Origin of the sequence: Thomasclavelia sp. (genome assembly GCF_047249845.1) — a bacterium.
Taxonomy (GTDB): domain Bacteria; phylum Bacillota_I; class Bacilli_A; order Erysipelotrichales; family Coprobacillaceae; genus Thomasclavelia.
The window spans coordinates 1-21922 of sequence record NZ_JBKTWO010000033.1; the positions used below are offsets into that span (position 1 = coordinate 1).

Below are 21922 nucleotides of genomic sequence, written 5' to 3' on the forward strand. Positions count from 1 at the left end.
TCAAGAGCATCAATTGCATCATTAAGATTCTTAATTGCCTGATCAACTTCTTGTTGAGTAGCATTTTCTTTATCAAAAATACCTTGAGCAGTTGTTAAACTAGCCTGTAAGTTTTGATAACTTTCAACAGTATAACCATCAGCTTCAATATTTGAAGCTCTATTAATAACTTCTTCAAGACTGCTTTTATCTACTAATACTTTTTCTAATTTTAAAATTGACTCTCTTAAATCCCAAGTTACAATATCAACATCTCTTTGTGCTATTTCATCTTGTAACAATAATTCTTTAGCCCGATTTAGATTTTGTTGATAAATATCATAACTTTCTTTAGTATATAGATCTTTTTCAATAACTTCATTTACTAGTTTTTCTAATTCAGACTTATTTGCTAAAACTTCTAATGATAAATATGCCTGTCGTAACTGTTCAACAGCTTGATCTATCTCATTTTGCGTACACTCTTCTTTATCACAGATACCTTGAGCCTGTTGTTTAACATTTAAATAATTTTGATAACTATCACTAGTATAAAGACCTTGATCAATTTCTCGAATTAATTCACTTTCTAAAACTTTTTTATCAATGACTGGTTGTGAATTAATAATAATCTCATTTAAACGCCACCATGCAGCATCATTGTTTTGTGTAGTTAAAACCCTAATTCCTAATACATTAACTGCTTCTGACAAGGTAATTGTTTGATCACCAGTTTCTTGCAATGTTTGTAATGTTTCAAATGTTTTACCATCTTTTGTTATTTGAAGCTCTCCATATTTTAAAATATCCCGATCAGAAATTAATCTAACCGTTTCTAATAAAACTGGCTCTCTAAACATAACCTGAACATAATCACCAGCTTTTTGATAGCTGCCTTTCCAATATGTTGTTGATGTATCAAAATCAAAAGCATATTCAGCATTATATACATAGCCTGTTTTAGGATCTTGATATGGAGATCCATTTGCACTAACAACTGCAAATTTCTTTATATACAATTGATTTTTAGCTTCTTCTATTTGAGTAATTGCTAAGTTGATTCTACTTTGTGATGCATAAATATCATTATAAATAGATTGTCCTATTCGTTTTGCTAAAAGATAATTGTTTAAAGCTTTGCTATCATATAAAGTATCATCAATACTTTCACGAAGTAATTCTTTTAATCTTACCTTATCTGTTTTTTCAATATCTGTAATACCATTATATAGTTGTTCTACTTGTTGATTAATAATTGAAATCAATGACTTCACTTCATCATATGTTCCTTCTTGCAAAGCCAAATTGAGTTCATTAATATTATCTTTCAATAATTCTCTAAAAACACGATTTGCTTCTGTTTCTACAACTTCATTTAATGCCTCATTTGCAAGTACAATAATATTATTGATCTCTGTTTCTGTAATGCCATATACTTCGAATTCTGAAAAGTTTCCTGAGTAATATGCATCATTAGCCCAAGTAGCAAGGAACATCTTAGTTTGTTCATATTTTACATATCTTGCTCTTGTTGCCTGATTTAATTTGCATACATCTATGCCACTTGTTCCCCCACTGATATTTTCTTGAATATCAATACATTGCCAATTTTCATGATCATTAGATACATATAATTTATAAGCTCCTGGTTTTTCTTTAAAATGTATTGTAATATTTTCTAATAAACAAACTTCGCCAAGATCAATTTCTACCCAGGCACTATCATCTCGGTTAAGCGAGATTCTATTACCATAATCACCATCAGTTGCATTCTGAGGATCAAATTGAGGATATACTAATGTTCCATCTTCTTTATAACCACCTTCAACCCCACTAACTGTTACTGATTTATTTAATGCTAGATTTGATGATTGAACAATTGAAGATGTTTTAACTTGATTATAAATCACCATTGATTTTAAATACCCCTTAATTCCAGAACCGATTTTTTCAACCGGTAAAACAAAAGTGCTACTAGCCTGTTTACTTGCACTTACTTTATAATACTGGCCATTTCCAACTAAAACATTATCAATATATAATTGTAAATCCGTATTACTACAAGTTAAGCGATAATTAACCATCGTATTTTCAACAATGTCATAATCAAATAGATAAACATAGCCTTTTCTTTGATAACCTATTTTACCAGTATTATCATAATTGTAATACATCACCCCATCCTTACCACTAAACATAACATCATTAGCTGGTGTAGATGAAGAAATCATCATTTCAAAATCTACTGTATATGGATATCCAATCGAATCAAATGGTAGTGAAACAAAACCATTACCATCTAATAATAAGGCATTTTGATTAGAATCTAATTTTAACTTTGTAACTGTTGCATCATAACCATTTCCTGATAAATCTTTAACAGTTCCTTGTTCTACATCTTTAAAATCATAATTAGCAATTACTTCATTATTTGATCTTATATAACGAGCTGGGTTAGCATTTGGTGCAAATTGCCCAAATTTTTCAACTCGTTCCATAAATTCTTCACCTGTTTGTCCTGCCGTTTTTTCACCATACCAGTTTTTTTCTGCCATGATCATGATTTGATCACGATGTCTATCAAAAATATCAAATTGTGATGCTCCAACTTTGATATCATTCCATAAAGCTGCTTCTGAACCTAACATTAAAGGATGACCTGGTCTAACAATCTCATTACTAGAAATCATCCCTGCTTCCCAAGTATTATATAAATTTTTTATATTTAAATAATTTTGATATCCTGCAACTGGAACAATATATAAATAACTATCAATATTATTGATCATTGGATATTCACCTTCAAGCATCAGTTTTAGATTAGCAAAGCTTCTTGCCCAAAAATGAAATACTGCTTCATTTGATACAGGAGTTTTTCCTCCATAACTGCTTCCCTCAACATTTAATCCTGACCATAATCTTGGTTCAACATTTTTTGAATTTACATATTTTATCAATTCATCCATATATGCTCGCATTTCTTCATTATGACCTGATGGATATTCGTCTGTTCCGATATTAAACTTTTGATTTTGAAAGACTGGATCTTCTCCATCTAAAAATTCATCAAATAATGATTTTATAAAAGCAATTGCTTCAGGATTTGATAAATCAATATGACTTCCATCTAACATAATTGAAGGATCAACGTAATTTATTGAATGACAATGTGCAGGTGTATCAATTTCTGTTACAACTTCAACACCATACTGATAAACTTCCTTTTGATACTTTTTATAATCTTCTTGTGAATATACTTCTTCCTTTGGAATCCCAGAGTTAATTGCTGGATATTTTTTACTTTCTACTCTAAATGCTGTTGATTGTTCACCACCATCATCATTAATATGTACATGAATTTCATTTAATTTATAAAATGCAGCATACTTAGTAATTTCTTCTAAATAATCTAATGGCATATAAAATCTGGCAACATCTAGCATTGTTGATCTAACTTGATATTGAGGATAATCTCTCATTAATCCCTTTGGTAAAAGCATATTGGGGTTATCCATCAACATTTGTGATAAAGTTGCTCCAGCGTATAATAACCCTTTTTCTTTTGGCGCCTTTACTGTTACATAATCATCAATATCAATAGTATAACCTTCATCACCAACTGATAAACTCTTATCTATCTCAAATAAAATATCTCCTGATTCTACCTCTTTAGTAACAATTTTAATATCTGATTGTGTCACCTCTTCAATATAAGTTAATATCTTAGAGCCAACATCTTTTAATGAATCATCTTTTAAAACAACATTCCCATTAAATTTAAAAGATCCCTGATTTCCTTTCCACTCACGAATACCTGGTAAAACTTCAGGTCGATTAATTTGGCCATCATTATATTGACCATTTACTTTAACTATAATTGGATCATCCATATGTAGACTTTCTTTTGTATTCTTATTTTCTACTTGATAATATAAATATACCATCATATCTTCTAACGGCTGAGTTATTTGACCATCTTTACTAATAACAGCGCTATTACTTGTCCCATATAACGAAATAGCATACTGGTCATTCTCTATTGCTGGTAAAATTATCTCATTGCCATCTGAAGATAATGTTGGTGCTTGATCCTTTATATTATTATATATTTGCAACAGCTGTTGATCTGAACTCGTTTTCTCTACCCCTAATGTCATTCCCGTATTCTCCACTTTTTCAATAAAAAGTGGTTCTTTTTCTGCTGCTGAAACATTTACCATAATCATTGAACATAACATACTCATACTCAATAATATCACAAATATCTTCTTCATTTTTTCCTCCTATTTATAACATCTATCAGCCATAAATATGAAAGATTCATTATAGTTAAAATTTCTTAATTGTTACAAAATATTCCAATCACCATTATTTATTATCCTCCTTTCTTTTCCAATATATTAAAACAAGACCTAAAAGAGCGCATAACTGCTTTCTTTTATGGTCTTGCCTAATTAAATAGTAACAACCCTTTATAACATTATAATACTCCCAAAATTATCTAAAAACAAACATTTTTTCACAATTTTTTCTACTTTGTATCAGTAATTTTATTTTTACGATATTTAAGAAAATCATTGAAGAACATTCTCATTACACAAATTAAAGGTACTCCTAAAAACATTCCAATAAATCCAAATAAACTACCAAATACAGTTATTGAACAAATAATCCAAAATGGAGAAATCCCAACACTATCTCCTAAAATACGTGGCCCCAAAATCAAACCATCAAACTGCTGTAAAGCAAAAATAAACAGTGCACAAGTCAAAGCTGGCATAAACCCCTCTATTAATAGAACAATGAAAACTACTGGTATTCCTCCAATAAATGGTCCAAAATATGGAATCATGTTAGTAACAAAAATTACAAAAGCTAATAATGGAAAGAACGGTAATCCCATTAGACCAAAGCCAACTAATGCAATTAATCCAATAATTACTGAATCAATAAATTTACCATAAATAAATTGACCAAATATTTGATGTGATTTGTAAGCATAATCATGAATTAAATCTAAATTTTCTTTTCTTATAAATGATAACATAAAACGATCAAAAATAACGGCTAACTTTTCAGCTTCAATTAAGATATAGGGACAAAAGATCAATCCCATTAGTATCGTTAATAAAGTACTCCCAGTTTTTCCTGCAAATGCGATTAATTCTATAAAATCTTTGCTGCTAAAACTTTTTAATGAATTAACAAAGGTTTTTTCAAATTGGATAATTGTTTGAGCTATATTAGGATCATTAAAAGTTTTATTAATTGAACTTTCAAATCCTTTGACATATGTATCTATGTTTTTAATAAACTCAACTGCATAATCCATTACCATTGGAATTAATCTTGTGAGTAGTAAAACAACTAGTAAAATCACAACTAAACTCACTAATAAAACACTAATAACCCGTTTATGCTTCTTTAAAAAATTATTTTCACTATTTTCAAATAATTTAGATACTTTCTGGACTAAAGGTTCTAAAAAATAAGCTAAAATTCCTCCAATTATAATTGGAAAAAAAGCATTTAATAAAATAGAAAACCATGATATATCAAAGGTTTTATAAATTACAATTAAAATAATTCCAACTAATAATAAACTACTATACTGCTTCAATCTATTTTTTTGCATTATCAATCTCCTTAAATCATTAGTTTAATTATACCACAATTTCCTTTATAATATCTATTCTTATTCCATAACTCTAAAAGCTGTTTTATATATGTTATGTTCATAGCTTCATATATTTCATTACTCAATAAATCATATAAATGATATTCATTATCAATCATCACCAAAGTCAGCTTATATTCGTCTAAATATTCCAAAATAAAACCTCCTTTTTAGCATTTTATGCACCAAAAGAGGTATTATTACAAAAATACAAAACTAAACTAAATGATAATAGTGTTCCCCCAATAACATCACTGAAATAATGAACCCCAAGATATACTCGGCTTAAATCAACCATTATAATAACCATTATACATAAACTAATTATAAAATATCGAAAAGGAAAGTTACTACGATATAGATAAACAATAATCATTGCATATAAACAACTAACAGCCATCGCATGACCACTAGGAAAACTATAATTAGTTTCTTCAATTAGATGGATCACACCAGGTCGTGGGCGTTTAACAATAAACTTTATAATACGATTAATTATTTGTTGTAAAAATGAAACAACTAAACATTTTAACGCAAATTTTTTATCATAAATAAAAATACATAAAATTATTCCTATTATCCCCATAAAACTTCCTAAATGGGTAATTATTATAACTACATTAGTTACAGCTGGAGTCTCAAAACTATTTAATCCCTGATAAACTAACATGTCTAGTGGTTTAATAATACCACTTTGAATTAAATAATAATCAAAAACAAACAATATTAATGGTATTATAAACAACCATTTGTTATAACGCCTTATTAACTCTAATCCCATTTTCTTTAACTATAAATGCCGGTACCCCAACTACAGTACAATTATCAGGAACATCAGCTAATACAACAGTTTGGGCTCCAACAATACTATTATTACCTATCGTTACATCACCAATAACTTTAGCTCCAGCAGATACCATTACATTATTTAATAATGTCGGATGGCGTTTTACCTTATGTTCACCAGTTCCAACACCACCTAATGTTACCCCCTGATATAAGACACAATCATCACCGATAATTGTTGTTTCCCCAATTACAACTCCCATACCATGATCTATAAATAAACGTTTTCCAATAGTTGCACCGGGATGAATCTCAATTCCAGTAAAAAATCTAGCTAACTGGCTTAAAAATCGTGCTAAAAATTTCAAATGCAGTTTTTTCCATAAGAAACTATTGATCCGATAACAAAACATTGCATGAACCCCAGGATAGTTAATAATCACATTTAATGCATATCTAGCAGCTGGATCAGTTTCCAGTACTTTCTTTATTAAACTTTTATTTTCCATGTTCTCACTCCTTCTAGTTAATATAACTATAAATTATGAATATTGCAACTGATATATTAATATTTTATGATCTAACTTTAAATATTTATAGGCTAAAAATATTATTATTTAATAAAAATAAACAGAACTCATCCCCTTTGAGTTCTGTTTAAAAATATTAGATACTATTATAGTGTGTATCTTTCTTCCCCCTTATAAATCAAATAAATGATTTATAACTAAATTATAAACATATTTTTTTATATGTCAACATAATTACTGAAAATTTCTAATTTTTTTGTATTTTTTTAGTATATAACTAAAGTTTTTAAAAAATCAAATGTATTTGTATACAATTACTACTCATACACATTAAAAACTACTTTTAATTAAATTTTTATTCAAACAATATTCTATAAATCTTCTTTATGATCACCCAAAAACTATAGCAGCCTTCTTAATACATTGATAAATGAAATATCAACTAATAGATTTTCATAACATGTTTAATTTTATTAGCAAAATGATATATTTCAATACATTATATAAATAACTTCCGTAATTCTATTTAGTTTATTTAAAATATTGTCTGAATAAACTAATTTCATACTTTTTACATATAATATGCCATTTTAACTAGTCCAATATAGTTATATTATAAAATCTATCTTTTCTATAATTTTATTTAACTTATTTATATTTTACTTTATGTATCAAAGATTATATATATATTGCATTTCAAATGAATTTATGGTATTTTATTATGGTAAACATCAAAGGAGAATGGCTATGTATTTTGTAATAAATTGTTTTATTAGTGCAGTATGTATCGCTTCTTTAATCTTATTTACGGAAGTATTTCCTAAATGGGTTAAATTATTAGTAGGAGCAGTTCAAGTTATTACTACTTCATATGCAATTGCTATTTTAATCAAAAAAATTGGTGAATGGACTTCTATTTGGTCTGGAGATTATAAGTATATTAATTCTAATTTCTTATGGATCTTACCAATTGTAGCAGTAGTAACTGTATTAATTGCATACATCTGCAATAAAAAATCTAAAAAAGCTAAAAAAGCATAATAAAAACATGAATTAAAATTAATTCATGTTTTTATTTTAGGCCTTTTTCTAAAGCAATTTTATTTAATAATTGTGCCATCCGTTCCAATGCTTCAACAACAACCGCATTATCACGATAAACCCCTAATACCACTCGGATATGCCCAGCACCACCAAGACCATAATTTATACCATCATTTACAGCAACTTTTGCCTCATCTACTAACCTTTTGCAAATAATTGAACTGTCACCTAATTCACTAACGTCAACCCAAGCTAAAAAACCTGATTCCGGTAATCTCATTTTAACTCCAGGAATATTATTTAAAATCTTATATGCCTGGTGACGCCGATAATCATAAGCTTTCTCAAATTCGTTCATAAATTCAGGATGTTTGAAAGCTTCAATCGCCGCTATTTGACTAACTGTATTTGTTGCCCCAATAACACTTACTGCACAACCATACATTACATCCATAATCTTATCAGATGCAATAATATATCCTACACGGTAACCACTCAAACCCATTCCTTTAGAAATTGAACAAACTGTAACTGTATGTTCAAACATATCTGGTAAACTCATTGGAGCAATGAATTCATTTTCAAATGTAAAATCATCAAAAGCCTGATCACAAACTAAAATTAAATTATATTTTAATACAATAGTTCTAATTGCATCTAAACTTTTTTGATTATACACAGTAGTTGTAGGATTATTTGGATGAGTTAAAACAATCATTTTTGTTTTATCTGTTACTAATGCTTCTAAATCATTAATATCTATTTGATATCCATTATCACACTCTAATTTATAAACTATTGGTGTAGCTTGCATCATTTTTATATTTTGCATATTATTAGGATAACTTGGACAAGGGATAATAACTTCATCTTCCTTTTGTAGAAATGGAAACATCGCAAAAAATAACGCACTATCACTTCCTGGCGTAATAATTACATTTCGTTCTGGAGCAATTTCAATTCCATACTTTTGTAAAGCACGTTTACATATAGCCTCTCTAAGCTCCATATTTCCTGTAGGAGCGGTATAATGTGCAGAAAGAGGTGATTTTATAGCCTCAATCGTTTTGTCCATTATATGGCTTGGAATTGAAAAATCAGGCATAAAGGGATCTGCCCATCCCATCAATGCTACTCCAGTTTCAGCCATCTTAGTATAACTATCACCAACATCAGCTTTTTCTACATCACTAAACAGTCCACCTTCAAAATTTAAAAATTCTTCTTTCATTTTATTTTTCATACTTTACCTACTTTATAAAATAAATATTTTCCCGACCTGGATATAAATAAATCAATCCATCCTTAGTAAAAGCAATTGTTTCTTCAGTATAAAAATAATAATCTTGTCCAAAAACTTTAGCTTTAGTATTCAATTCTAAAGCATAAGTAGTATCATAAGACATTAATATATCACCTTTAATTGGAATTCGGTTTTGATTATTCCATAATCCAATCGTTGTTCCTGGTCCATGACCATAAATATTACATGGATGTGAATATAATACTGCTTCAATCCCCTCTTCTTTTGCTTGATTTAATGAATCCATCAACACATCATTACCACTCTTACCATCTGCCATCATTGAAGCAACAATATCCTGAAAACGATCATTAATTTTCATCCCATCTAATAGATCTTGAGGAATATTATCTTCATCATCTTTAGCAACATATGCTAATCTTTGAGTATCAGTACAAATATTTAAATATCTAATTCCAAAGTCACAATGCAATAAATCACCTTTTTCAATAACCCCAAAGTATCTCGGATTATCTAATCCTGGTCTTTGTAAATCAACAGTTGGTTCAAACCAATAATCTAATCCTAAATCCTTTACTCTTTGCATCATTAACCATTGTAGATCCTCGCATGTTGTAACACCTGGGATAATACTTTTTTTACTAAAAGCTTCTTCAATAATAGAAAAAGCAACTTTCATTACTTCAGGATGCAACTGTAATTCAGTTGGTGTTCTAAGTTCCATTAATTTAATAGCTAAAAGATCATTACGAACAATACGTTCTACATACTTTGCATCCATTTTACTTGTAAGCATTTCATATAGTCCCTGAGTTAAACCATCACTAAAAGCAAAATTGTCAGATACATTAACTGCAATATTTTTAGGATCAAACTCATTACAAAGACGATTTAAACAAGCCATTTGATCTTCATTGTTAAAATCTATCCAATAACTAGTATAGTAAGGTGCTAATTCCTCACTAGGCATGCATAATGAAAAACGATGTACCTTTCCATTATCTTTTACAAAAACAAACATTGAAATGCGTCTTGCTGTAGGATAACAAGCTGGTGTAATTGCATGAAATAAAGGATCTTCATTATATTCTTTAGAAGCACTAATCCACATATCTACATCATTATCATTCATCACTTTAGGTAAAATTATTTCTAAACGTTCTTTTAAACAAATATCTTTGATTTTATATTGTTCTTTTATTGACTTTATCTTGGTCATTATTATACCTCCTATTAAAATAAGGTACACTTTAGGTGTACCTTATTAATAACTAAATGTTATTTTGCAATTTTTGCATAAGCTAATTGATAATGTCCTTCTGGTGAATGAGTAACTCCAGTAACTTTAGATGATAATAAATATGGTTCTGTATATCCAAATAGTGGAATAACATAATGTTGATCACCAACTAAATAGTTTTCAGCTTCATGTAAAGCATTCATACGTTCTGCACCATCTAATACATTAGCAGCATTTACTAATTTTTCAAATTCAGGATCATCAACAGTATTACCTAAAGTAGTTTTTCCTACATACATTGATAAATATGCCATAGGATCAATGAAGTCTGCAGTCATAGCATGACGACATAATTCAAAATCACCTTTATCACGAGCATCAAAGAATGCTTCTTTTTCAGTAGCAACTAATTCAAGATTAATATATGCCTCTTTCATAGAAGCTTGCATAGCTTGAGCTACGTTTTTATGCATTGTGTTATCGTTATATTTATATGTTAAATTTAACATATTATCTTTACTATAACCTTTTGATTCCATAATTGCTTTTGCTTGTTCTAAATCATATGAAGCTAATTTTTTAACATCATCTTGTTCTTCACGGAAGTCACCGTTTGCTCCAGGAATACCTACAGGAATTAAACCACTTAATTCATAAGCGTTATCACCATATCCTAAAGCTTTTAAAACGTTTTCACGATTGATAGATAATCCAAGTGCATTACGGATATCTTTATCTTTTAAGATTTCATTTGTATTTTCTTCACCAGCATTAATTAATACATAGTAGTTACATACAAATGGATCAATTTTCCAAGATTGTTCTTTTAATTCTTTTTTAGCATTGATTGAATCAATATTACATGAAGTAGCAAAATCAATGTCACCACTTTCAAATGCACTAGTTTGTGCATCCATATCTGCCATTACTTTAAATGAAATAGAATTTAATGATACTTTATCAGCATTAGCAAATTCTTCATTTTTTTCCATAAATACTTCATCTTTAGTATTTACAGAAGTAACTTTGAATGCTCCATTGTAAGGAACATCATCTTTGTTTCCCCAGCTTGAATCGTTTAAATCACCATCTTTTGCATTTTCTTTTAAGTAATCTTCTCTAATTGGATAGAATACTGTGTTAGTTAATAAAGATGTGAAATAAGCACATTTAGCTTTTAATTTAATTTCTATAGTTGTGTCGTTTACAGCTTTTGCCCCAAAATCTTTTAATTCTTCCATAGTAGAATATGGAGTATCAACTTCAGCACCAGTCTTTTTATCTTTTACCATGTGAGAAGTACCTTCAATATATTGCCAGATGAATTGTGTATAATATCCTTGAGTAGGAACTGCACGTTTCCAAGCATATACGAAGTCAGATGCCTTTACAGGTTTACCATCACTCCATTTAGTACCTTCTTTAATTTTGATAGTGTAAGTTAACCCATCTTCACTGATTTCAGGCATATCAGTAGCTAAGCTAGGAATAACGTTACCTTCAGTATCAAGAGTGTATAACCCTTGGTAGACTTGTGCTAAAATATTAGCAGTAATTGAGTCGTCTACGATAGCAGGGTCTAAATCTGCAGTGTCCCCACCAACAGCAACTCTTAAGTCAGCCTGGCTTCCACCACCACAACCTGTTAAACAAGTTAAGGCCATTAGGAAACAAAGGCTATAAGTTAATAGTTTTTTCATGTCTTTTCCCCTTTCAACTATTTCTCATATAAGAAACATGCTACTTGACGATTACCAACATTTTTCAATGTAGGTTTTTCTTTAGCACATCTCTCAGTTGCCTTGGGACAGCGTGTCCTGAATACGCATCCACTAGGCGGATTTATCGGACTTGGAAGTTCACCTTCCAATACGATACGTTTTTTAGAACGTGCAGTCTCTGGATCTGGAATTGGAACCGAAGACAACAACGCCTGTGTATATGGGTGTAGCGGCTCATGATATACATCATCAGCTTCCCCAATTTCAACTATATTTCCTAAATACATTACTCCAATACGATCAGAAATATGTTTAACCATACTCAAATCATGAGCAATGAATAAATAAGCAATTCCCATTTCCTTTTGGATCTTTTCAAGCAAGTTAATAACCTGAGCTTGAATTGATACATCAAGCGCAGATATTGGTTCATCACAAACAATGAATTTAGGATTTAAAGCAAGCGTTCTTGCTATCCCAATTCTCTGTCTTTGCCCACCTGAAAATTCGTGAGGATAACGTCTAATATGATCTGGTTTTAACCCAACAATTTCTAATAGTTCACGAACTCTATTTTCACGTTCTTCTTTAGTGTTATAAATTTCATGAATATCCATTGGTTCCCGAATTATTTCCCCAACTGTCATTCGCGGATTTAAACTTGCATAAGGATCTTGGAAGATCATTTGCATATCTCGACGGAACTCTTTTAATTTAGCTCCTCTAATTTTTGTAATATCTTCACCATCAAAAATAACTTTACCGGCAGTTGGCTCATAAATTTTAACTAACGCTCTACCAGTAGTACTTTTTCCACATCCAGATTCACCAACCAAACCAAATGTTTCACCTTTAGATATTTCAAAGTCAACCCCATCTACCGCTTTTACAATTTGTTTCTTTGCCAAGAAACCACCAGAAACAGGGAAATGAACTTTAAGTCCTTTTACTTTTAAAATTGGTTCACTCATTTTCTATTTCCCTCCCTTTAAAACTTTAGGATTTCCAAGCCAACATGAGCAAACATGTGTTTTAGAATATTCACGATATTCATCCATTTTAAGTGGACAAATATTCATTGCCTCTTCGCAGCGATCTACAAATGGACAACCATCAGAAATATTTAATAAATCAGGTGGTGATCCAGGGATTGGATGCAACTCTTTTCTTTCCAAATCATCAGGATTAGCTATACAAGATAATAACCCTTTTGTATATGGATGTTTAGGACTATAGAAAATCTCATCTGTAGTACCCATTTCAACAATCTTACCACCATACATAATAGCAATACGATCACAAATACTTGCAACTACTCCAAGATCATGGGTAATCATGATAATTCCAGAGTCTATCTCATTTTTCAAACCACTAATCAAGTCTAACACTTGTGCTTGAATAGTTACGTCTAATGCTGTCGTTGGTTCATCAGCAATTATAATTTTTGGATCACAAGCTAAAGCTATTGCAATAATAATTCTTTGTCGCATCCCACCTGAAAATTGATGAGGATATTGACGAATACGATTTTCTGGTGAAGGTATACCTACCTTCTTCATTAAATCTATCGCTTTATTTCGCGCATCAGCTTTAGATATTCCTGGATTATGATTAAGAATTGGTTCAATTAACTGAGTTTCAATTCTAAGTGTTGGATTCAAGAATGTCATTGGATCTTGAAAGATCATTGCCATATCATTACCACGAATCCCATCCATTACAGCTTCATATTTTTTATTTGAATCAAAATATAATGGCGAAATTTCTTTACCATCGATCTTAATTGATCCATTTGTTACTTTACCATTGCCAGCAAGCAGTCCCATAATTGAAAACATAGTTTGTGATTTTCCTGAACCTGACTCACCAACAATTCCTAATACTTCACCCTTATCTACATAAAAAGATACATCTCGAACAGCTCTTACTGTTCCATTTTCGGTACTAAATTCAGTAGTAAGGTCATTAACTTCTAACATTTTCATTCTATAACTTCCCTCCTACTTCTTTTTAGGGTCAAGGGCATCCCCTAAACCATCTCCAATAAAGTTTAAAGCTAACATCGTTAAACAAATAGCTAAGACTGGCCAAACAACCTGTAATGGTTGTGAGCTGATCATTGCTCTAGCATCATTAGCTAATGTTCCCCAGCTGGCTTTTGGTGCTGAAAGCCCAATTCCTAAGAAACCTAAAGTAGCTTCATAAAAAATCGAACTTGGAACTAACATTGAAAATGATACAATAATTGGTCCCATACTATTAATAATTAAGTGTTTTAATAAAATACGTGATTTACTAGCACCTAATACAAATGCTGCCAAAGAAAACTCTTGTTCTTTTAATGTCATTACCTGCGCTCGTACTTGACGTGCCATCCCCATCCATGAGGAAATACAGATACCGATAATAATTGATAAGAAATTTGAACCCATTACAACGGTAATCATAATTAAATATAACATGTCTGGAATTGAGTATAAAGCGTCTACAATTCTCATCATTACCATATCAACTTTTCCACCAACATATCCTGCAATTGCACCATAAGTAACCCCTACTAATAATGAAATAGTAGCTGCAGAAAAACCTACAGAAAGTGAAATTCTACCACCATACATGATTCTTACTAAAACATCACGCCCAAAACGGTCTGTCCCTAAAAAATGTTCCATAGAAGGGGCTGCAAATGTATTAGCCATATCTTGTCCATCATAAGTATACTGAGATAACATCGGTATTAAAATACTACAAATAGCCATCAATGCCAAAAAGCATAATCCTATCAAAGCTAATTTATTAGCTTTAAATCGGCTCCAGGCATCAGCTAAATATGTCTTACTCTCATATGCAATTTTTTCACTATTCTTTTGTGAATCATCTAACTTCTCAAACATATCAGGAGTAAGTTCGATGTCCATAATTCTATTTTCTTCCATCTTGCTTCTCCTTATTTTAATTTAATTCTTGGATCGACTGCTGCCGATAACACATCTGTAATAATATTAAATGTAATAACCAAAAATCCCAAGAAAATTGTAAGTCCCATGATCATTGAATAATCACGAGATTGGATACTTGATACCATTTCCCGACCTATTCCTGGAATCGCAAACAATGATTCAATAACAAAGCTTCCGGTAAGCATATATGCAAATGCTGGCCCTGCATATGTAATTACTGGTATCATTGCATTTTTAAGAGCATGTTTAATTACTACCTTTTTATATGATGTTCCTTTTGAACGTGCCAAAATAATATAATCTTGTCTCATTACTTCTAACATACTGCTTCGAGTTAAACGACAAATCATTGAAATCGGATAAAATGCCAATGCCAATACTGGCAAGACATAACTGCCTGGACTATTTAATCCCACAAATGGGAAAAGTTTGAGTTTAACTCCTAAAATAATAATTAACAAAATCCCTATTAAAAATGATGGTACAGATACACCGATTGTCGCAATAAACATACAGAGATTACTTACCCATTTCTGTTTTGAAAGTGCTGCAATAGTCCCAAGCGTAATTCCTACGATTAAAGCTGTAGCAAACGCAGTTGCACCAAGTTTTGCTGTAACTGGGAAACTTTGTGTAATTGTATCTGATACTTCTCGTCCTGGACGAACAATACTTTCTCCTAAATCTCCATGAATCAAATCATTCATATAAATAGTGTATTGTTCAAAAATTGGCTTATCCAAGTTATACTTTTTAATTGCCAATTGCCGTTGTGCTTCGTTCTTGTATTTTTCACCACTAATTGGTGAACCTGGTGTTGCTTTCATCAAAAAGAAAGTTGCTGACGAAAGTAAAAACAAGGTTACAATTCCAATAAGCACCCGTTTTAAAACATACCTAAACATTTAATCACCTATTCCTTTACTATATATCTATTAGAATACCTTAAAATGTACCAAATTTCAAACACTTTTTTACACACAAAGACCGCAATTATCTAGGAGTTCAGCCCAAAAACCGCTAATTGTATACGATTATACACGTTTTTTATAAAAAAAATTTTTTGAAAAAAATTTTTAATTTTTCTTAATAATAATTAAATTTTACGAAAAAATCGAAAATTGTACTAACAAAAATACAATTTAATCATTTTCATAAATCCCTTTTTTCTCTTTTCTAGCTTTACTATCCGCATCAACTATAGCCTTCTTATAAGTATAATTATAGCCATAATCATAGAATTTTTCAACCAGACCTTCATTGGCTAATTTCTCTTGTAATAACTCTCCATCAACAAATACCCAGGCTAATAAACGATCATATTTATCTGTTGTATCCCCTTCAATATTCAGTTCTAATTCAATTGTCGAAGCATTGGTTAATTGTTCTTTAGTATAATCACTTGCTTCTTTTCCATACGGTTCAATTTCATTAGTTGATTCTGGAGTATCAATATATAAAAATCTAACCTTAGTATTTTTTCCATTCACTTCAAACCACGCCGTATCCCCATCAACACATTTATTTAAAGTAACTTCAAATCGCTGCCCTGATTCAATTGTTTTATGATCTTGGTAAAAATTATATCCTACAATAGCTAATATTACTAATATTCCTAACCATGATCCAGCTAATTTTTTACGCTGATTTTTAGTTAATTTAATCTTTTTAGCCATTTATACCTACCGCCTTTTTTGCAAGTTTATCAGCACGTTCATTGTAAAAATCACCACTATGTGCCAATACCTTAACAAAAATGATTTCTAAAGATTTACGATACAGTGCAACCTTTTTTTGATATGCCTGAGTTCCTAGTTTATTTGCTTTCCATAAACCATTAGCCCATTTTTCAATTCCTTCATAATCATAGTAAATACAAATCTGACTATAGTCATTACTTTTGGCATATTCCATTGCACAAATACTGCCTAATATTTCACCAGCCACATTACGCATTGAAACATAATCTTTATCATTACCCTTGCCATATAACTCTTTTACTACTTGTTGACCTTCAATGATTACACAGCCAAATCCATATTCCTTCGTTTTAATATTATAACTACCATCAACATATGCAATTAATCCATTATTAAAACTAATTTTCTTTTCCTCAAGAAATACCATTGCTTCATCTTTACTATTAAAAGATTTATATACTGCTCCTTTAAATTTATCAACCTGTTGTTTACATTCATCCCAAGTCATATAAATTCCAGGTTTTCTACCTGTTTTTACTGCATAAAATTTCGCCATAATTACTCCTTATCTAAAAATATACATTATTTTAAACTAGAAAAAACAAATAGTAAAGAGACAAGGTTGTTTAATTGATAATAATGAGTATAATTAAAGTATTAGAATTAAAGGAGAAATAACATGAATATTGAAGAAAGATTTTTAAAATATGTAAGTTTTGATACTCAATCTGATGAATACTCAAATACTACTCCCTCAACTTTTAAACAACTAGAATTAGGAAAAGAGTTAGTAAAAGAAATGTTAGAAATTGGTATTAGTGATGCCCATTTAGATGAATATGGTATTGTTTATGGTACTATTAAAGGAAATGGTGGAACAGGTGATATAATCGGTTTCATTGCTCATATGGATACTTCACCAGATGCAAGTGGTATGAATATCAAGCCACAAAAAATCACTAATTATGATGGTTCAATAATTAAACTTAATGAAACTTTAGATCTATCATTAGATCCCGAAGAATTTACAAGTTTAAATAAAATGATTGGTCATGATTTAATAACAACTGATGGCACAACATTACTTGGAGCTGATGATAAAGCTGGTGTCGCAATAATTATGGATTTAGCCGATTATTTATACCATCATCCAGAGATCAAGCATAATGATATTAAAATAGCTTTTACTCCTGATGAAGAAGTTGGGCGTGGTGCTGATAATTTTAATGTTAAAAAATTTAACGCTAAATATGCATATACGTTAGATGGTGGAGATATTTGTGAATATAATTATGAGAACTTTAATGCCTATAGTGCTAAAGTTGAAATTACTGGTAAATCGATCCACCCTGGTAACGCTAAAGATAAAATGGTTAGTGCTATTAATGTTGCAATTGAATTTGAAAATATGCTGCCACCTCAACAAAAAGCTTATTTTACAGATGGTTACGATGGCTTCAATCATCTTCATCATTTAGAAGGTAACTGTGAAAAAGCAACACTGGAATATATTATTAGAAACCATGATATATCATTAGCAAAAAAACAAATCAATGATTTTAAACGGATAAAAAAATATTTAGATGAAAAATATGGTTATGAGCTAATTAATTTAGAAATTAATGAATCTTATTTAAATATGGCTGAAATAATTAAAGATAATTATTATATTATCGAAAAATTAGAAAAAGCTATGAAAAAATTAGGAATAGATGCTTATGCCAGTCCAATCAGAGGAGGAACTGATGGCGCACGTCTAACATATATGGGATTACCTTGTCCAAATATTGGTACTGGTGGTGATAATTTCCATGGTCCGTTTGAATTTGTTTCACTAACAATGATGAAACAATCTGTAGAAATATTAAAAGAACTAATTAAAGAGTAAAGTTATGAAACGCAGTTTATTTATTGTTAATCCATCTGCTGGACAACGCTCTATTCAAAATAATCTTGATAAATTAATTGGTCAACTTATCTTAAAACAATTAGTCAATCATGTTGATATTTTCTATACTTCTAAAAAAGATGATGGTTATTATAAAGTATTAAAATGTGACGAAAAAAATTATGATTTTATTACCGTTGTAGGTGGAGATGGTACAATCAACGAAGTGGTTAGCGGAATGGTTGAAAGTCATAAAACTATACCTCTATGTATTCTTGCTGCTGGTACGGTCAATGATTTTGCTAATTATTTAAATTTACCAACCGAAATCAACGCCGTCTGTAAGCTAATTAATGATTTTTATACTGTTTGTTGTGATGTTGGAAAAATTGATAATCGTTATTTTATGAATGTTGCTGCTGGTGGAATGTTTAGTGATGTATCTTTTAGTGTCAGTAAAACTGACAAAAAAAGACTTGGCCCCCTAGCTTACTATTTAAATGGCTTAGCTAATCTGCCAAGCCAGTTAAATACAAATATTGATCTTAAAATCATATTAGATGATGTCAATGTTATTGAAGAACCCGCTAAAATGTTTATGGTTACTAACACTAATCGAGTTGGCGGTTTTGAAAATATTATTCCTCTTGCTGATATTCAAGACGGTTTATTAGATTTAATTATTATCAAAAAATGTTCTGTAACTGATTTGGTTGCTTTGTCAAAAGATTATATCTTAAAAAAACATGCTCGCAGTCCTTTTATATCTTATTTTCAAGCAAAAAAAATTGAAATATATAGTAAACAGGATGTTATAATCGATATTGATGGTGAACAGGGCTCATTGCTGCCTGTTACTATTGAGGTTGTAAATGAAGCTATTAATATACTTATTCCACAATAAAAATCAATAACTAAAAAACATGAATATAGGTTATCATACACCTTAAATTCATGTTTTTTCATTTTTGAAGATAAAAAGCCGATGATAAATCACCAGCTTAATGACGAGGGATAATTACTGCCGCTATAATATATGCTATAAAACCACTACCACCTAAAGCAAAGAAAACAATCCAACCTAATCTAACTAATGTTGGGTCTAAATCAAAATACTCTGCAATTCCTCCACATACCCCACAAATCATCTTATCTTTATCCGAACGATATAAACGTTTCATTTTTTACACCTCCATCTTTATAATAACGCTACCAACATTACAATCTGCCTTAATAGAACGATTACCTCCACGATACTGATATTCATTACTTATACCATCGCCACGATAACTCCCTATTTCAATATCACCTAAATCACAATCTGCCTCATAACTGTAATCACTTTCACTACCTGCCATAGTTACTTTAATATCACCTACATCCGCATCAAACTCACTTTTCTTACTATCCAACAACCCTATTTTAGCATCTCCTGCATCAACATCTATAAATATTTTATCAGCAGTAATCTTATCCGCTTTAAATGAGCCAGCATCAACATCTATCTCTAATTCCTCTGCAAATAAATTAGGAACTTTAAAACTAGCAGCATCAATGTTTATTTTTACTTTATCAAATTGATAATTTTCAGGAACATATATTTCTACTTTAGTATTATTATTGATAGGAAAGAACCCAAATCTAAAGTTTTCTTTAAATATTAATCTATCATTATCTTGATATAACTCTGTTCTATAGCTAACATTTTTAGCTACTACTTTAATTTTATCACCATTATATTCATTGATAACAAAATTGCCCACTGAGGCTTCAATATCTAAATCTTCAATATCTATAAATTCTTTCTCTATATCTTTTGTTCTAATAAAGGGTAATGAAATATTTAATTCTCCTTGATGATATACACTTACAAGTTCATCAACCCCTCCTAATATCACTCCAGAAATAAATAATACTAAAGCAATAACTAAAGATATAATTACCAGCCAGGTTGTTTTTTTCATAATAACTCACCCACCTTTTGTATAATCGTTTTAATTAAGCTTACTACTCCACTTACCATTAAAGGAATTGCTTTTATTACTCCTCTTGCAAGCATAAAAAAACCAATCGATAGTGCAATTAACCCAAAACCAGCTGCTAAAATAATTAATCCCATTCCTGGTGTTGAAGCTAAGATCATAATTCCTTTAACAATACATACTACCGCACCAACTAAGCAAGCAACCCCACCAGTTAGTACTCCAATTCCTAGGAAAAACAGAGCCACTATAACACCTATACAAGCTCCAAAAAGTCCTCCACCAATTGGTAATGCTAAAAATACTACCCCAATTATAATTAAAATTATTAAAATTCGATTACGATCAGGATTCCCCTCAAAATGACTCTTCCTTTTTTCCTTATCAATTACTTCAGCTTCAATAACTTCTCTAGCTTCTTTATAATTAGCGTTATCCATACCCTTTTCACTATACTCAATATCCTGATCAAATTGATTTTCAAGCCCTGCTTTAATAATTGCAGCAACTCTTTCAGGTGATCCTAAATCACTAATTACTTGTGATTCATTCTCACTACCTGCCTCATCAAAATAATCTTCATAATATTGCAATGCTTCTTCACGTTCAATATCTTCTATATCTTGCAACAAATAATCTAATTTATTAATAAACTCCTTGCGATTCATCACAGCGCCCCCCCTCAATAATAGTATTAATCTTTTGAACATATTCGTACCATTCACTACGATACATCTCTAATTGTGCTTGCCCCTCAGCAGTAATCTTATAATAACGGCGATTTCTTCCCCCATATTCTTGATCATATGTTTCCAAACAATTATCTTTTAATAACCTTCTTAAAACCGGATATAACGTTGATTCTGAAACATCCAGAGCTATTCTAACATCTTGTGTGATCTTATATCCATATGTTCCCTGAGACTCTTTTGAAACAACCGAAAGAACGATTGTATCTAACAATGCTGCTCCAGTATTAAATATCATCAATATTACCCCTTTCATATTTATCTTTCAACAATATTATATGTTATATAGTATTATCTGTCAACTAATAATGTATGAATATAAATATTATTAATAATATATTTTGTTAATTGTAGTTCTTTAATCTGTATTTTTCACATATTTTTTTGGTTTATTATTTATAA

General features: G+C 30.4%; 21 protein-coding genes. 3 read left to right on the forward strand and 18 right to left on the reverse strand.

The window, feature by feature from the left end; genetic code table 11:
* The 5 genes from ACLR9T_RS09210 to epsC all read right to left on the reverse strand — a co-directional run.
* Window positions 1–4253 (reverse strand): family 20 glycosylhydrolase (locus tag ACLR9T_RS09210; protein ID WP_413109248.1); only part of this gene is annotated, 4253 nt, incomplete at its 3' end.
* Window positions 4254–4510: 257 nt separating this feature from the next.
* Window positions 4511–5614: an AI-2E family transporter gene (locus ACLR9T_RS09215; protein WP_413109249.1), complete on the reverse strand. Its 1104-nt coding sequence runs from the start codon at window positions 5612–5614 to the stop codon at window positions 4511–4513.
* Window positions 5615–5625: 11 nt separating this feature from the next.
* Window positions 5626–5811 carry a hypothetical protein gene (locus ACLR9T_RS09220; RefSeq protein ID WP_413109250.1) on the reverse strand — a complete coding sequence of 62 codons (186 nt, stop codon included), beginning with the start codon at window positions 5809–5811 and terminating at the stop codon, window positions 5626–5628.
* 23 nt (window positions 5812–5834) lie between these two features.
* A complete protein-coding gene (locus tag ACLR9T_RS09225) occupies window positions 5835–6437 on the reverse strand; it encodes a phosphatase PAP2 family protein (protein WP_413109251.1) in 603 nt (200 codons plus the stop codon).
* Window positions 6409–6951, reverse strand: coding sequence for a serine O-acetyltransferase EpsC (epsC, locus tag ACLR9T_RS09230; RefSeq protein ID WP_413109252.1), 543 nt, complete (start codon window positions 6949–6951; stop codon window positions 6409–6411). Before epsC ends, ACLR9T_RS09225 begins: the two co-directional genes overlap by 29 nt.
* A gap of 768 nt (window positions 6952–7719) precedes the next feature.
* Here epsC and ACLR9T_RS09235 point away from each other — a divergent pair.
* Window positions 7720–8013 carry a hypothetical protein gene (locus ACLR9T_RS09235; RefSeq protein ID WP_413109253.1) on the forward strand — a complete coding sequence of 98 codons (294 nt, stop codon included), beginning with the start codon at window positions 7720–7722 and terminating at the stop codon, window positions 8011–8013.
* A gap of 31 nt (window positions 8014–8044) precedes the next feature.
* On the opposite strand, the gene ACLR9T_RS09240 is transcribed toward ACLR9T_RS09235, so the two are convergent.
* The 9 genes from ACLR9T_RS09240 to ACLR9T_RS09280 form a co-directional block, all read right to left on the reverse strand.
* Entirely contained in the window at window positions 8045–9259 is a 1215-nt protein-coding gene (locus ACLR9T_RS09240) for a pyridoxal phosphate-dependent aminotransferase (protein WP_413109254.1), read from the reverse strand.
* Window positions 9260–9266: 7 nt separating this feature from the next.
* Entirely contained in the window at window positions 9267–10499 is a 1233-nt protein-coding gene (locus ACLR9T_RS09245; protein ID WP_413109255.1) for a M24 family metallopeptidase, read from the reverse strand.
* A gap of 59 nt (window positions 10500–10558) precedes the next feature.
* Complete coding sequence (locus ACLR9T_RS09250) at window positions 10559–12220, reverse strand: peptide ABC transporter substrate-binding protein (RefSeq protein ID WP_413109256.1); 1662 nt, start codon at window positions 12218–12220, stop codon at window positions 10559–10561.
* 17 nt (window positions 12221–12237) lie between these two features.
* The gene (locus ACLR9T_RS09255; protein WP_413109257.1) at window positions 12238–13212 is read right to left on the reverse strand and encodes an ABC transporter ATP-binding protein; all 975 of its coding nucleotides are present in this window, start codon (window positions 13210–13212) and stop codon (window positions 12238–12240) included.
* Between the two features lie 3 nt (window positions 13213–13215).
* Complete coding sequence (locus tag ACLR9T_RS09260; RefSeq protein ID WP_413109258.1) at window positions 13216–14226, reverse strand: ABC transporter ATP-binding protein; 1011 nt, start codon at window positions 14224–14226, stop codon at window positions 13216–13218.
* A gap of 15 nt (window positions 14227–14241) precedes the next feature.
* A complete protein-coding gene (locus ACLR9T_RS09265; protein WP_413109259.1) occupies window positions 14242–15177 on the reverse strand; it encodes an ABC transporter permease in 936 nt (311 codons plus the stop codon).
* Window positions 15178–15188: 11 nt separating this feature from the next.
* Window positions 15189–16106 (reverse strand): ABC transporter permease, encoded by a 918-nt coding sequence (locus tag ACLR9T_RS09270; RefSeq protein WP_413109260.1) that lies wholly within the window; start codon window positions 16104–16106, stop codon window positions 15189–15191.
* Between the two features lie 237 nt (window positions 16107–16343).
* The gene (locus ACLR9T_RS09275) at window positions 16344–16877 is read right to left on the reverse strand and encodes a thermonuclease family protein (RefSeq protein WP_413109261.1); all 534 of its coding nucleotides are present in this window, start codon (window positions 16875–16877) and stop codon (window positions 16344–16346) included.
* Window positions 16870–17457, reverse strand: coding sequence for a viroplasmin family protein (locus tag ACLR9T_RS09280; protein WP_413109262.1), 588 nt, complete (start codon window positions 17455–17457; stop codon window positions 16870–16872). The genes ACLR9T_RS09275 and ACLR9T_RS09280 overlap by 8 nt, the downstream gene beginning before the upstream one ends.
* 123 nt (window positions 17458–17580) lie before the next feature.
* On the opposite strand from ACLR9T_RS09280, the gene pepT reads away from it, so the two are divergent.
* Window positions 17581–18789: a peptidase T gene (pepT, locus tag ACLR9T_RS09285; RefSeq protein WP_413109263.1), complete on the forward strand. Its 1209-nt coding sequence runs from the start codon at window positions 17581–17583 to the stop codon at window positions 18787–18789.
* Window positions 18790–18793: 4 nt separating this feature from the next.
* Entirely contained in the window at window positions 18794–19693 is a 900-nt protein-coding gene (locus tag ACLR9T_RS09290; RefSeq protein ID WP_413109264.1) for a diacylglycerol/lipid kinase family protein, read from the forward strand.
* A gap of 97 nt (window positions 19694–19790) precedes the next feature.
* On the opposite strand, the gene ACLR9T_RS09295 is transcribed toward ACLR9T_RS09290, so the two are convergent.
* The 4 genes from ACLR9T_RS09295 to ACLR9T_RS09310 are packed head-to-tail and all read right to left on the reverse strand — an operon-like array spanning window position 19791 to window position 21758.
* The gene (locus ACLR9T_RS09295) at window positions 19791–19970 is read right to left on the reverse strand and encodes a PspC domain-containing protein (RefSeq protein WP_413109265.1); all 180 of its coding nucleotides are present in this window, start codon (window positions 19968–19970) and stop codon (window positions 19791–19793) included.
* Window positions 19971–19973: 3 nt separating this feature from the next.
* Complete coding sequence (locus ACLR9T_RS09300; RefSeq protein WP_413109266.1) at window positions 19974–20753, reverse strand: DUF4097 family beta strand repeat-containing protein; 780 nt, start codon at window positions 20751–20753, stop codon at window positions 19974–19976.
* On the reverse strand, window positions 20750–21439 hold the full coding sequence (locus ACLR9T_RS09305) for a DUF1700 domain-containing protein (protein ID WP_413109267.1): 690 nt from the start codon (window positions 21437–21439) through the stop codon (window positions 20750–20752). Before ACLR9T_RS09305 ends, ACLR9T_RS09300 begins: the two co-directional genes overlap by 4 nt.
* Entirely contained in the window at window positions 21417–21758 is a 342-nt protein-coding gene (locus ACLR9T_RS09310) for a PadR family transcriptional regulator (RefSeq protein ID WP_413109268.1), read from the reverse strand. Before ACLR9T_RS09310 ends, ACLR9T_RS09305 begins: the two co-directional genes overlap by 23 nt.
* Window positions 21759–21922 lie beyond the last annotated feature (164 nt).